Annotated in this window: 10 protein-coding genes; all 10 read right to left on the bottom strand. The window is 58.7% G+C overall.

Annotated features, from left to right (window positions below; translation table 11 throughout):
* Nucleotides 1-3 precede the first annotated feature (3 nt).
* The 10 genes from CHU70_RS01380 to CHU70_RS01335 all read right to left on the bottom strand — a co-directional run bounded on the left by CHU70_RS01380 (nt 4) and on the right by CHU70_RS01335 (nt 13,784).
* Nucleotides 4-1,812: a putative peptidoglycan glycosyltransferase FtsW gene (locus tag CHU70_RS01380; RefSeq protein ID WP_070652763.1), complete on the bottom strand. Its 1,809-nt coding sequence runs from the start codon at nt 1,810-1,812 to the stop codon at nt 4-6.
* Nucleotides 1,805-3,283: a UDP-N-acetylmuramoyl-L-alanine--D-glutamate ligase gene (gene murD, locus CHU70_RS01375; protein ID WP_049190466.1), complete on the bottom strand. Its 1,479-nt coding sequence runs from the start codon at nt 3,281-3,283 to the stop codon at nt 1,805-1,807. Before murD ends, CHU70_RS01380 begins: the two co-directional genes overlap by 8 nt.
* Complete coding sequence (mraY, locus tag CHU70_RS01370) at nt 3,280-4,386, bottom strand: phospho-N-acetylmuramoyl-pentapeptide-transferase (RefSeq protein ID WP_016423002.1); 1,107 nt, start codon at nt 4,384-4,386, stop codon at nt 3,280-3,282. The genes murD and mraY overlap by 4 nt, the downstream gene beginning before the upstream one ends.
* Nucleotides 4,387-5,913: a UDP-N-acetylmuramoyl-tripeptide--D-alanyl-D-alanine ligase gene (murF, locus tag CHU70_RS01365; RefSeq protein WP_070866629.1), complete on the bottom strand. Its 1,527-nt coding sequence runs from the start codon at nt 5,911-5,913 to the stop codon at nt 4,387-4,389. It abuts the gene before it with no gap.
* A gap of 132 nt (nt 5,914-6,045) precedes the next feature.
* Nucleotides 6,046-7,620, bottom strand: a complete 1,575-nt coding sequence (locus CHU70_RS01360; RefSeq protein WP_049192947.1) for a UDP-N-acetylmuramoyl-L-alanyl-D-glutamate--2,6-diaminopimelate ligase — start codon at nt 7,618-7,620, stop codon at nt 6,046-6,048.
* Between the two features lie 138 nt (nt 7,621-7,758).
* Nucleotides 7,759-9,840, bottom strand: coding sequence for a penicillin-binding protein 2 (locus CHU70_RS01355; RefSeq protein WP_083296885.1), 2,082 nt, complete (start codon nt 9,838-9,840; stop codon nt 7,759-7,761).
* A 170-nt stretch (nt 9,841-10,010) separates the two neighbouring features.
* Nucleotides 10,011-10,835, bottom strand: coding sequence for a hypothetical protein (locus CHU70_RS11175; RefSeq protein ID WP_070605644.1), 825 nt, complete (start codon nt 10,833-10,835; stop codon nt 10,011-10,013).
* A 64-nt stretch (nt 10,836-10,899) separates the two neighbouring features.
* A complete protein-coding gene (rsmH, locus tag CHU70_RS01345) occupies nt 10,900-11,940 on the bottom strand; it encodes a 16S rRNA (cytosine(1402)-N(4))-methyltransferase RsmH (RefSeq protein WP_070605646.1) in 1,041 nt (346 codons plus the stop codon).
* Between the two features lie 260 nt (nt 11,941-12,200).
* A complete protein-coding gene (mraZ, locus tag CHU70_RS01340; protein ID WP_005510286.1) occupies nt 12,201-12,632 on the bottom strand; it encodes a division/cell wall cluster transcriptional repressor MraZ in 432 nt (143 codons plus the stop codon).
* Between the two features lie 708 nt (nt 12,633-13,340).
* Entirely contained in the window at nt 13,341-13,784 is a 444-nt protein-coding gene (locus tag CHU70_RS01335) for a DUF3040 domain-containing protein (RefSeq protein ID WP_016423008.1), read from the bottom strand.
* Nucleotides 13,785-13,996: the final 212 nt, after the last annotated feature.

Raw genomic sequence — 13,996 nt, 5'->3', positions numbered from 1 at the left:
GTGTTATCGATTCCTCCTCCGCGGTGCTGAACCGCCGTTCCTATTGTTTCGGCCCGGGCGCTGGCGCGAACGCGACTGTCCGCCACGGCCTTCGCCCCGAATCCTACTGCCCCGGCCTGAGCTTGACGACGACCAGGAGCCCTGTGACCGTCCAGCCCGCGGCGACCTCGCTGTAAATCCCCGCGTCCGTCCGTTGTCACTGCGAGGGGAATAATCCACTTCGCGGCCACGAACGCTGCCCGAGTTTCCGGAGCTGCCGGAGGTTCGGGAGCCACGCTGCGGGGCGGCACCTCGACCACTGCGGCTGCCTCCACTACGGCCGGGCCGATTGGGTCGGTCAGCTCGGCCACTGTAGGTTTCCCGCACCTGCGCCCCCTCGCCGCGTGGAGTACGCGCTCCACTGGTCACCACGGGAGGACCGAAGCGTTGCGGATCGCGATGGGCACGCACCTTCGGCGCGTGGCGACGCGATTCGTCATACGGGATTGGCTCCGGTATACCCAGGAACCTGTCCAGCCCCGGACGTCCCGAAGTCTGCATTGCAGAGACTGCTTCCGATTCGTGGCGGGCACATGTGGCCAGCAGCCCCATCGAGAACAACGTCACCATCGCCGATGTACCACCGGCGGAAATCAGCGGCAGCTGCAGACCAGTCACTGGCAACGCACCGACGACGTAGCCGATGTTGATAAAAGCCTGCACCACGGTTGCAGCAGTAATCGTGCCCGCGAGCAAACGGAGAAACGGATCGTTCTGGCGACCGGCGATACGAAGTCCCACCCAGCCGAGCGCTGCGTAGAGCAAAATAACCATCAGCGCGCCGAGGAAACCAGTCTCCTCACCGATAATGGCGAAAATGAAGTCATTCTTCGCCTCCGGTAGGTATCCCCACTTCGCGCTCGACTGACCAAGACCGACACCGGTGAGAGATCCGTCGGCAAGCGAAAGAAAGCCTTGGTAGGACTGATAGGCATCTCCCTGCACATCGTTGAAGCTACCGAGCAGCGAGTCCAAGTAGACCCTGATTCGCGCCGAACGGAAACCCGCGGTGACGGTAAAAATCACCAGGGCGAAAGCCGCAGCGGCAAGCAGCCCGGTGATGAATACTCGCGGCAGGCCAGCAAACCACGCCAACGCCACCACGACGAACGCCATGGAAGCAACCATGCCGAGGTCACGCTGCAGCATCACCAGTGCCAATACCACGAAGCTGACCGCACCGAACAGCCCGAACAAATCGGTATAGGACACAGCAGTGCGGACCTTTTCAGCCAGCAGCTTCGAACCCCACAGTGCCAGCGCGATCTTCGCGATTTCTGATGGCTGCATGGTGATACCACCAATACTCAGCCACGAACGCGCACCGGTTTCCTCCAGGCCGATGCCGATACCAGGGATAATCACCAAAACCAGCAGCACAAAGGACAAAATCAGCGCTGCTGTCGATAGCGAGCGAATCAATTCCACCCGCATTCGCAGCACGATCCACATGGAGATAAGACCCGCCACCACCATGACCAGCTGACGGATGAACACCGACCACACGCTGCCCGAGTCGTTACCCGCGCTGGCCATGGATGCCGACAGCACCATCACCAGTCCGATTGACGTCAGCAGCGCGACGATAATCATCAGTAGGTGGTAGTCGAACAGCGGACGCGACTTCCAGTCGTTAAAACGCTCCACCCACGCCGGCCGCTCTCGAGCACTAGAGCTAGACGACGAGGGCCGCTGTGAACTGGTAGCCTTCGTCCCCTTTTGTGCCGTCGCGGCACTAGCGCTTAAATTACGAGCCTTGCGGGAGTTATCCATCAGTTGACGTCACCTTCTGCGCCCATTGCGCGAACAAGTCGCCACGTTCAGCCATTCCGGAGTACATGTCCAAGCTGGCGGCAGCTGGTGCCAACAGCACCACATCCCCAGGGTTGGCATATTCACTAGCTGCCATACAGGCCTTTGCCATGGCATCAACCTTGTCGGTGTCATCAATGACAACGACCGGCACAGCAGGTGCGATGCGGGAGAGCGCATCGCTGACTAGTTGCCTATCGACGCCCAGAACCACGGCGGCCTGCAGGCGATGAGCATGCTTCGCCACTAGCGGAGAGATTTCCGCGCCCTTGAGCTGACCACCGACGATCCAAACGACACGCTCATGACCGGACAGTGCAGCGTCGGCAGCGTGGGGGTTGGTGGCCTTGGAGTCATCAATCCACACGACATCATTTGCCTTATGGACAATCTGACCGCGGTGTGCGCGAACTTCGAAAGTCTCCAATGCCGCTGCAATTTGCTCCGGTGAGGTACCGATACTGCGCGCCATCGCAGTGGCGGCCACCGCGTCGAGAACACCTGCCCGGCCGGGAGGAGAAATTCCCGCTACCGGTGCGATGACAATGCCCGGACCAGAGTCGTCAGCTGCGGCATCGCCGCCGCCAAAAGCGCGGTCGACAATCATGCCGTCGCGAACTCCGACCTGGTGTGCCTCCGGGGGACCATCGGTAAAGCCCACGACGGAGTTGCCGAGCTCGTCGTTTTTCAGCATCTTTTCCACGTGCTCGACGACATCTGCGTCATCCGCACCGTAGATTGCGACAGTACCGCGCAGCGCACGGGTCTTGTCCAGACCGTAGTTTTCGTAAGAACCGTGCCAGTCGATGTGGTCTTCCGCCAGGTTCAGCAGTACTCCCGCATCTGGGCGAATGTTTGGAGCCCAGTGCAGCTGGAAGCTGGACAGCTCTGCGGCCAAGACCTCGATACGAGGCTCAGCAGTCAGTGCGTCGTACAGAGCCACACCAATGTTGCCCACAGCTGCGCCCTGCTCCCCGAGCATGGCGGCCAGCATGGAGGTGGTTGTGGTCTTGCCGTTAGTGCCGGTGACTACCAGCCAGGTACGTTTCGGCCCCCACAGCTGGGCACAGTCGCCGGCGAAAGCCAGCGCCACATCGCCGAATACCGGGACACCGGCCTCAGCGGCGGCGCCGAACAGCGGACTGGTCGGACGCCACCCCGGCGAGGTCACAATCGCAACCGCGTCGGCAAGCTCGTCGCGAGCGTCTGCGGTCGTGACATGCCGAACCGAAAAGTCAGCGGCAACCAGTGCGCCGAGAGCGGAATCGTCCACGACGACAACTTCCGGACAGCCGATGTCCTTGAGCATCGCAATGGCACCGCGACCGGAAACTCCGGCTCCTGCCACCAGAACTCGACCAGAGCGCACCGTAGCGACTAAGTCGAGATTTCGGATATCGGTGAGGTTGGTCGGGTCTGGTGAGTTAATCATTGAAATACGCCTACCTGAGAGAGCCAGTCACTGTAGAAGATGGCTGCGCCAATCATGTTGAAAATGCCTGCGAGTAGCCAGAAGCGAACGACAACAGTTGTCTCCGCCCAACCTCCGTTTTCGAAGTGGTGATGGAGAGGAGCCATGCGGAATACGCGCTTGCCAGTCGTCTGGAAAACCGCGATCTGGATTGCCACGGAAGCAACTTCCATCACGAAGATGAAGCCAATGATAACCATCAGCAGCTCAGTCTTGGTGACAAATGACAGACCCGCTACCAAACCGCCAAGAGCCAGCGAACCGGTATCTCCCATGAAGATCTTTGCCGGCGCTGCATTCCACCACAGGAAGCCCAAACAGGCGCCCAGACCCGCGACGGAAATAACGGCGATATCCAGCGGATCGCGGACGTTGTAGCAACCGCTGCCCAGCGAAGCCTCGCAAGAGTTACGGAACTGCCAGAAGGAAATCAGCGTGTAGGTGGCCAGTAGCAGCGCGGTGGCGCCAGCGGCCAGGCCGTCAAGGCCATCAGTGAGATTGACGGCATTCGTCCATGCGGCAATGACGATGAAGACAAATACCAGGAAGACAATCATGCCGAACCACACAGGCCCCGGTGCCAGATTCAGGAACGGAATATCTCGAATCAGCGACAAGCTCGTCGAACCGGGAGTCAAGCCAGACGCATCCGGGAACTGCAGCAGCAGCACGCCGAAAATCAGCGCTGCCGCCAGCTGCCCAACCAGCTTCGCTGTCTTGTTCAGCCCCAGGTTGCGTCCTTTGTAGAGTTTGATGAAGTCATCGGCAAAACCCAATGCGCCCATCGCCAGAACCAGGAACATCACCAACAGACCGGAGGCGGACGGCCCCACGCCAGTCTGGATATACGTAACGAGGTGTGAGAGGAAATAACCAGCGACGATTGCGGCGATGATGGCGATGCCGCCCATAGTCGGAGTTCCCCGCTTGCGCAGGTGGCTCTTCGGCCCTTCTTCACGGATCTCCTGGCCAAGACCTTCAGCAGAGAATTTGCGAATAAGCACTGGTGTTAAAAAGACACTCACCAGAAATGCAATCGCACCACTGAGAATAAGTTGAATCACTTACTTTTCCTCTCCGCTTTCACCTTCGGGCGTAGTCCCAACCTTGGCAGCCAGCGAGTCCGCGACCCGCCACATACCGTCCGCATAGGAGGCCTTGACTAACACCACATCGTCCGGACGCACCTCGGCCGCCACCAAATCCGCGGCAGTGGATGTATCCGGCACCCTAGAAGTATTTAACCCCAACTCTTCCGCTTTGTCGGCCAGGGCATGCACATTAGAACTCTCTCCGACTGCAATTAGTCGATCGATGCCGCGGCCCACAAGGTACTCGCCAAGCGACGAGTGCTCATCTTCAGCGGAATCACCAAGCTCACCCATCTGTCCCAGCACGGCCCACGATGAGGCGTCCTGGTGCGTTGGGCCAGCTGCTGTACGTGCCAGAGCATCAATCCCCGCACGCATCGAATCAGGGTTGGCATTGTAGGAATCGTTAATTACGACGATATTGCCAGTGAGCTGCTGGACATCCATGCGCCGCTCTGACGCTGCCACATGCGCGGCCATCGCCTTTGCGACTTGCTCAGCATCAATACCGGACTCCACTGCCACCGCAATCGCCGCCAGGGCATTGGCCACTTGGTGCGCACCATAGACCTGCAGTTGGATCGGGAATGTACGCCCATCCGGTATATGCAGGTCAAAGGACGCACGAGCAAAATCGTCGAGCTGCACATTCGTGGCGCGGTAATCCGCAGTTGCGTGGCGTTCGGAGTTCTCATCGGCAGAGAAGAACACCACCTTCGCCTGGGTACGTGGAGCCATGCCAGTGACATAGTCATCGTCGGCATTGAGTACGGCCACACCGCCCTGCTCCGCAGCCGGCAGCGCTTCCACGAGCTCGCCCTTAGCCTGCGCGATTGCCTCGCGCGAGCCAAACTCACCAAGGTGCGCCGTACCAACATTGAGCACCGCACCGATCGTCGGTGGTGCGATGCGCGCAAGGTGGGCCACATGCCCAATTCCGCGCGCACTCATCTCCGCAACTAGGTACTTCGTCTCCGGAGTGCACTGCAGCACCGTGTACGGATGCCCAATTTCGTTATTAAACGACCCCTTCGGCGCCACCGTCGGACCGTCGGTACGCAGCAGCGTCGCCATCATGTCCTTCGTCGACGTCTTTCCCGCCGAACCCGTCACACCGACGACATGCAGCTGATCCTTCTTCAGCTCGTCGACGACGTAACGCGCCAACTTACCAAGCGCTTCCAGCACCGCCGCCCCGGAACCATCCGGATCGTGTGCAAATGCGTCGGCATTGGAGTCCTGCTTACCAAGAGGCTTGACGACGACCGCAGGTTGCCCAACATCTCGTGCCGCCAGTGCCATCGGCGCTCCAGCTGCTACAGCCTGATCGATGAAGTCGTGGCCGTCGACACGCGCGCCCGGCAGGGCGAGGAAGAGCGAGCCTTCGCGAATCTTTCGGGAGTCGAATTCTGCGGGCTGAGTCACTGTGGCGTCATCATTGACGTGGGCGAGTTCACCTCCCACGATGTGAGCGATTTCCGCGGCGGTCAGGGCAATCATGATGTCTATAGTCCTTGTTGGTTAGAGTTCCAGGCGCCTAGTAAAGGATGATTTCTTGATTTTATTCGCCTACCGCGAATGGTTCGCGGTAGGCATGTCAGGTGGTGCGCTTCCTCAGCGATTTCAGCAATCTCAATCAGCGGATCCCTCCAGTCGCTGTGTGAGTGCTTCGGCCAGCTGTTCACGGTCATCGAACGGGTGAATTACGCCACCGATATTCTGGCCGGTTTCGTGTCCCTTGCCTGCCACCACGATGCTGTCGCCGCTGTGGGCGAGCTCGACGACACGGCGAATTGCCTGGCCGCGATCGCCGATTTCCTCAACAACCGTGTCAGAACTGGCCTTGCCGCTGGCAACCGCTTCCTTCGCACCGGCGACCACGGCCGCACGGATTTCAGAGGGCACCTCGGAGCGTGGATTGTCATCGGTGATGATGACGACATCGGCACCGTATGCAGCCTCAGCTCCCATAATTGGACGCTTGGCACTATCGCGGTCGCCACCGGCGCCGACGACAACCAGCACGCGACCTTCGGTCTGTGCACGCAAGGTGGCCAACACTTCAGCTACTGCGGCTGGCTTGTGGGCATAGTCCACCACAGCCAGGAAGTCCTGTCCGCGATCGATGCGCTCCATGCGGCCTGGCACACGCACCTGTGCCAGACCGCTCTTGGCCGCGTGATTGGCATGCCCAATCGCATCGAGCACAGCCCATGCGACTGCGGCATTGGCAACGTTGAAAGCACCCGGCAGAGGAACTTCCACCTCAACTGTGTCAGTGTTATTTCGCGTTAGCTCCACATGTTGGACACCGTTGGTGGCGACAGTGGCTGCAGCGGCGTGCCATTCTGCAAAGACCTCGGCAGCTGGCGTCTTGTCGGTTACGCGATGCTGAGTATGGACAGTGGTGACTTGGACATCCGGGTCGCCGGCAGCGATATCTGCCATGCGGACACCCCAGTCGTCGTCGATGCACACGACAGCCTTCGGTGCATGTGTCGGACCTGCGGGATCAAAGAGCTTGGCCTTGGCTTGGAAATACTCTTCCAAGGTCTTGTGGAAGTCCAGATGATCCTGCGAGAGGTTGAGGAAACACCCGACCTCGAAACTGACTCCGTCTACACGCCCCAACGACAGTGCGTGAGAAGAAACCTCCATGACAACGTGCGTCACCCCCTCGGAGAGCATCTGGTGGAACAGGCGCTGGAGGGCCGGAGCTTCTGGGGTAGTCAGGCTCGACGGAACGGCACGGCCATTGATGCGCGTGCCGGTAGTACCAATGATGCCTGTCGAGCATCCAGCTGCCAGGAGCGCGCCCTCCAGCATGTAGGTCGTGGTGGTCTTGCCAGAGGTGCCGGTAACCCCAATGATGGTCAGTGAATCCGAGGGGTGATCGTAGATTTCTGCAGCAACGTGCCCCATGACGGCCCGGACATCGTCGACAACCAGGACTGGTCGAGTCTCCCCTGCTTCCCGCAGGATTTTCAGACCTTCCTCATCAGTCAGGATCGCTGTAGCAGCCGACTGCTGCGCGTAGCGCGCACCATGCGTGCGAGTACCTGGGACGGCAGCAAACATTCCGCCTTCAGGCACTTCGGCAGCGTTGAGTTCGATTGCGGCGATATCCGCTCCTGCCGCCGCGGATTCGGTAATGCCGTCAAGTCGGCCATGCGCGAGGTTACACAATTTCGCAAGGGTGGCGGTCATTGGCTGTTCCCTCTTTCAAGTCAGTCGTTGGTGTACAACAGGTTGGAAAAATTCAAGAGATTCACTTTGCAGAAACCAAAGTAATAAAAGTCTGTGTATTAGTGCTGTCGCGGTAACTTCATTGTGGTGGTGACCTCGTTACGGCTGCAGCAACAACTTGCCCTCGCGGGGTGGCGACGGCGGTACGTTGTAGCGGTTAAGCGCCCAAGCGGCGATGTCCTTAAACAGTGGGGCTGCTGACTGACCGCCGTCACCATGGACACCACGCTGGGGTTCGTCAAGCATAATGCCAATGACAAAACGGGGATCGTCGGCAGGCGCGATGCCTGCAAACGTGATGTGGTACTTGGAATTCGAGTACGCGCCGGTGTCGGGGTCAAACTTCTGCGCCGTACCTGTCTTGCCTGTGAGCGAGTATCCCTCAATACTATTGCCGGCCGCGGTACCCGACTGCTGCCCCGTGGGATCAGACTGCATAACGCCTTCAAACATAGCGCGCACAGTTTGGGCGGTCTCCGGGCTAACCACACGCACTGTTTCCGGGCGCTCTGTTGCCGTCTTCGTGCCGTCCGGGGAAATTGTCGAACGAATCATACGCGGCGGGATGCGCTCGCCATCGTTGGCGATTGCCTGGAAAACTCCTGTCATCTGCAGCAGTGTCATGGCCATACCCTGACCAATGGGCAGGTTCGCAAATGTACCGCCGGACCACTGCGGACGCTGTGGCACAAAGCCGGACGATTCACTGGGCAACTCGATACCCGTGGACTGCCCCAGCCCGAAGAGATGCAGCATCTCAGCGAAGCGGTCCTGACCCAAACGCTCTGCCAGCATTAGGGTGCCGACATTGGAGGACTTGCCGAATACACCGGTCGTCGTGAAAGCTTCCGTGCCGTGCTCCCATGCATCGCGCACGGTGACACCCGCCATATCAATCGTGCCCGGGACCTGCAGAACCTCATCCGGTGTGGTCTTGCCATCTTCGATAGCGGCCGCGGCGGTAATGATCTTTGCTACAGAGCCCGGCTCAAATGGGTTCGATACAGCGGAGTTTCCGATAGTGCGCCCCTCTTCGAGCTCGGCCCCCATATCCTTATTCGGGTTAGCCGTGTCCGCCTGCGCCATTGCTAGCACTTCGCCGGTCTTCGCGTCGAGCACAACTGCCGACGCATCTTTCGCTCCCGAGTTGGCCTTCGCCTGGTTGACCTGCTGCTGGACAAAGTACTGCATGTCGAGGTCCAGGGTCAGCTCGTATGTCGTACCGTCCACAGCCGCGTGAACATCGCGCGTGGATCCCGGGATTGCCACGCCGTTGGAGGCGATATCAATGGTCTTGCCACCGTTAATACCCTGCAAAGTGGCATCACGAGAGGCTTCAAAGCCGAACTGGCCGACGCCATCCATGCCAATCTTGCCGATGACGTTAGCCGCCGTCGCCCCATTCGGGTACTGGCGAATATCCTGACGCTCCGCCACCAGTTCCGGATACTTTTCCACGATGGCGGCGGCCTTGTCCGGATCGACATTACGCACGAGCACCTCGTAGGTGCTGTCCTCATTGCGCAGCTTCTCTAGAATGTCCTTCGAGCTCACCCGGGACGGCGCGCTCATCACCGAGTTCTCCTCGGTTTCGGGTTCCGCTTGACGACGGCGACTGCTTCCCGACTTCTCCGCGTCGATGTCGGCCACGTCGAGTAGCTTCGGCAAATCCTTGGCGATCTGCTCGAGGCGTTCATCGTAGGCAGCGACATCATCCGGGCGCTGCTTATGTGCGTCCCCAATCCACTTGCGCAAAGTGTTCGGGTGCACGGTAATACTGCGTGCCTCCATCGTGAAGGCAAGCTGAGCTCCATTACGGTCGAGAATCGCACCGCGCCGAGCTGCATCAACAACTTCCACCGTGCGCTGATTCTGTGCCGCCGCAGAAAGGTCAGGACCTGCGACGAGCTGCACCCAAGCCAAACGGGAGACCAGCACTACGACTGCGATAGCGCCTATAAACTGCAGCCAGTTGCGACGCCGGATGAAGTCCTTATTACTAATGCGCATTTTTTCGCGCGGGGGCACGCTTCGGTTGGTATTAGCATCGAGCCTCCGGCTGCGCTGACCATCCCGAACTCGACTTTGGTCTCTGCGCTCACGGGATGTAATTCGGTAAGCACGTTCGCCGAAGTCATACCCCCCTCCACGGTTGGGGTAGTCGTCTTCAGATCGAATCATGCGCTAGTGCTTTCTACTAAGTCGATTCTCCCGCGCGCGATAACGTTAGGCGGTATTCCCTGCCATCGCGAGTACTGAATTAATTAGTCTACAGTCGCCTGACCAGAAACAGTGGAACCGCCAGAATATCGGACAGTTGGCCAGTTTGGCCGTGTTTAGTTTCTAAGTTCCTACGGTGCTGGAGCTGGCTCGGGTGCCGGTGCTTCCGGTACTTCCGGCACCGAGGCTGGCGCTTCGGGCGCTTCCGGAGCTGGCGCTGGAGCTTCAGCCTCAGGCGCGGGTGCCGGAGCCGGCGCAGGTGCTGGTGCGGGCTCATGGTTCTGCGGCGCATACGGAGCGGTTGCCGGCAACCCGTTGGGACGTGGGTGCGCTTCTTCAATGGCCGGTGCCTGCATCCCTGGAACATTCTCGGTGTCCTTCGGGTTCGACGACGGCGCATGCGGAACATTCGGCGACTCACTGTTGAGGTCGATAATCTTCTGCTGCTTCTCATCGCCCGGTCGCACTTCCACGACCTTGCCTTCCGGATCAGTCGTCAAAACGGCAGGCTGCTCCGGATTGACCATGCCCTCTTCCACAGCACGCTGCGCGATAGCACCGGTTGACTTCATGTAAGCAACATCCCGCTCGAGCACCTCCAGCTGGTTACGCAGCTCCTTTTCCTTGGTCTGCGCAGCATCCAGCTGCAAGGATGTCGAGGTCGAAATACCCGACAGCCACATCGCCGCCACGATTCCGGCAACGACGAGAATGATCATCACGGCCGCACCGGCAAACTTGTGGTTATCCCTCGAGGACGTCGTAACGCGACGCCCACGCACCGAGATGACCTGCTGAGAACCTGTGCGCCCAAACCGCCGGCGCTGATAAAGATCCTGTTTCGTGCGGGCGCTGCGACCGCGCTGACGAGTCTTCGTCTTGGCACCGGCGACGGTTGCAGATGCGCCGCGGGAGGTGCGCCGGGTGGGGGCGTGCTCCGTGATTGTCGTTGCCATGCTCGAAAGTTCTCCCAGTACTTAGATCGTTAAGGGTGCGTTTGGTGCGGTTGAAAGGTTTGGGTCAATCGGCTCGAATTCGCTCGATACAGCGAACTCTCACCGGTGCGGCTCGGGGGTTGTCTTCGATCTCGCTTGCCGACGCCTTCTCCGCACCTCTCGTGATGAGAGCAAAGTGCGGTTCATGCCCCGGAAGCTCCATCGGGAGCCCCGGTGGGGTTGTCGACTTCACGCGCTCCGCAAAGTCCTTCTTGACGATGCGGTCTTCCAGACTCTGGTAGCTCATGAACACTGCACGCCCATCGACTGCGAGTGCATTGCAGACCTGTGGCAGTACATTTTCCAGAGCTTCAAGCTCACGATTTACCTCGATACGAAGAGCCTGAAACGTACGCTTGGCCGGGTGTCCGCCCTTGCGGCGAGATGCCGCCGGAATGGTTTCGTAGAGCAGCTCGACCAGACGACCGGAGGTCGTAAACGGTTCCTTCTCCCGCTCACGCAGGACTGCCGAGGCGATTTTGCCGGCGAAGCGCTCGTCGCCGTAAGTCGATAGGATACGCGCGATATCACCGTGCGAATAGGTATTGAGCACATCCGCTGCGGTAATCCCCTGGCTTGCATCCATGCGCATGTCCAGCGGGGCGTCGACTCGGTAGGCGAATCCACGATTGACCTGGTCAAGCTGCATCGAGGAAACACCGAGATCGAAAAGCGCACCTGCAATGCCCTTCTCAGCGGCGCGGGCGAGAATGTCCTCCGCGCCACTGCCACCAGCGGCTGCAGGAATCTCACCACTGAGCACCTCGGCGAGCGAATCGAAACGCACACGGAAGGATACAAAGCGATCACCGAAGCGCGCGAGACGTTCTTCTGCCCCTCGCAATGCATTGTCATCGCGATCGAGTCCAACAACGCAGAGCTTCGGGAACTGCTCCAACAGGTATTCCGTGTGCCCACCGGCACCAAGAGTGCCGTCGACAACTACTGCGTCGTCACCCAGTGCCTCGATGCCCGGGCGCAACAAATCAGTCACTCGGTGAAGCAAAACGGGGACATGACCAAACTCGCCGGACTTGCGATCATCCGCAGGTGCCGATCCGTTCATTTCCCCTCCTCACCGGGTATGTTCGCACTGGTCAGAGAATCTATCGAGTGTATTCCCGGTTTGCTTAACGACGAGTGCCGCGCCAGCAACCAGACCGCACCTCATGAGCACTACTGGGAATGCTGCTATCGGTGCTTAAAACAAAAAGCGGGGATGTTCACAGGGCCCCGCCTGACAGAACCTGGTATCGGGGAAGTACACCAGGGGCTATCAGGCAGAGTCCATGCGGACATTCCCTCTTTTCGGTTATTCCAAGCGGTTTATAAAACGCCGAACAGCGAGTCATCCTCACCTTCGGAGAAATCAGCTTCATGCTCCGCCTGGTAGGCCTCCCAGGACTCTTTGTCCCAGATCTCCAGAAAGTCAATAGAGCCGATAACCACGCACTCCTTGGAGAGATTCGCGTACCGACGGTGATCCATCGATAACGTGATTCGCCCCGAGCCATCAGGACGCTGCTCATCGGTGCTCGCCGCAAGATTTCGGATGAAAGCTCGCGCCTTGGCATTCGTACGAGAGGCCTTAGTAGCCCGCTGAGCTAATTTGACGAACTCCTCTTTCGGATACACCGCCAGAGAATGATCCTGCCCTTTAGTGACCATCAGGCCACCTGCGAGATCCTCACGGAACTTCGCCGGCAACGTCAGGCGCCCTTTGTCATCAAGCTTCGGCGTATAGGTGCCCAGAAACATGCGTCACTGGCCTCCTATCCCCGTGTCAACCTCAATGTCAACGCACAAACGCTTACCGAATTCAGGGATTTAGGCGTTGCCTTCAAGCAGAGCCGGAGGGCTGTGCTTTCCCGCTGTGCCAAAATCTCGCCAAACTTTAAGCGCAAATCGGATATTCACTTCTGCAATGTTGACCAACCTCAATCAACATCATGCCCCACTTTACCCCACTATCTGCCACTATCAACACAAGAAGGAGAAAAATAGCCACAGCATCAGCGCAACCCCACCGCTAGGACATCTGCTTTAACCCAATTGACCTGGACTTTTAAAGAATCACCTCGACAATTAAAGCGCGAATAAAAAGTGGGGCACCCACCCGCGACCACGCCGATAACGACGCCACACCAACCACATTGTTAACAGAAAGCAGTTTACGCCCCACTACCCACCACTTACCTGCTAAAAACCATCCAGATTCAACCTGGTCGCCAGACTTAGTGCGTTGACCTGCAATTTTGTGTCGCCAGAGCCAAACTTTCGGAGATACCAACAACGACCGCAGATAAGAATTCCTCCATCCCAATAGCTAAGTGGGGGAAAGTGGGGACTCGGGGTGGGGCAAAGTGGGTGAGATCTTGTGGAGACGATTCACGTCTAGAAAAACAAAAAAGTGAGGGCAAGCCATCGCTGGCTTGCCCTCACTTGTTAATTCTTGAGGCTTATCCCCTAACGCCCCTCGAAGCGGCCACGGAAACGCGATTCCAACGTGGAATCACCAGAGGAGCCACGGCTACCCGAGGTCCCTCGACGACTCTTTGCCGCCCCGGACTTAGACTTTCCAAAGCTCAGCCCCGAAGCAGAACTAGCCTTCTCCTGCTTACCGGCGCCGGTCAGAGCCCAAACGCCGGAACCGAACATAAGGCCAAAGCCGGCAACCGATAACACAATGAACCAATTGCTCACAGAGAAAAGAGCGACGCCGCCAATCAACATCAGCAGACCGAGGAGCATGAGCGCAAAAACCTGGATGGAAAACCCACGAGGTGCGCTGTTTTCCTCCGGAAAGCTGAACGCATTTCCGGCCATCGTCGAACTAAATTTAGGATCCTCAGCGTAGAGTGCAGACTCGATTTCGTCGAGCATCCGCTGTTCGTGCTCAGATAGTCCCACAATTCCTCCATCGCCTACTTGAGCATTGCCCACCGCGATACTGGCGAGCCTTGACCCCTCAACTAACAATGCCGATACAACAAAGTTAATTACAGGCCACGTGCTGCTAACGCGGCGTCCGTTAGCTTCATTCTTACCCCTTCAACGGGCGACTCACCTCTATTGTTCCATGAATCCGAACAATCCCCCATTTATTTAGGAAAGCAACGCTC

The organism is Corynebacterium sp. LK10, assembly GCF_008042455.1.
Lineage (GTDB): Bacteria > Actinomycetota > Actinomycetes > Mycobacteriales > Mycobacteriaceae > Corynebacterium > Corynebacterium jeikeium_D.
Note: the sequence above shows the minus strand (reverse complement) of the source record. Positions and strands in the feature narration are given on the sequence as shown.

Coding starts and splice junctions, on each gene's coding strand:
- CHU70_RS01380 (WP_070652763.1), bottom strand. CDS start 1,812: ATGGATAACTCCCGCAAGGCTCGTAATTTAAGCGCTAGTGCCGCGACG.
- murD (WP_049190466.1), bottom strand. CDS start 3,283: ATGATTAACTCACCAGACCCGACCAACCTCACCGATATCCGAAATCTC.
- murF (WP_070866629.1), bottom strand. CDS start 5,913: ATGATTGCCCTGACCGCCGCGGAAATCGCTCACATCGTGGGAGGTGAA.
- CHU70_RS01360 (WP_049192947.1), bottom strand. CDS start 7,620: ATGACCGCCACCCTTGCGAAATTGTGTAACCTCGCGCATGGCCGACTT.
- CHU70_RS01355 (WP_083296885.1), bottom strand. CDS start 9,840: ATGATTCGATCTGAAGACGACTACCCCAACCGTGGAGGGGGGTATGAC.
- CHU70_RS11175 (WP_070605644.1), bottom strand. CDS start 10,835: ATGGCAACGACAATCACGGAGCACGCCCCCACCCGGCGCACCTCCCGC.
- rsmH (WP_070605646.1), bottom strand. CDS start 11,940: ATGAACGGATCGGCACCTGCGGATGATCGCAAGTCCGGCGAGTTTGGT.
- mraZ (WP_005510286.1), bottom strand. CDS start 12,632: ATGTTTCTGGGCACCTATACGCCGAAGCTTGATGACAAAGGGCGCCTG.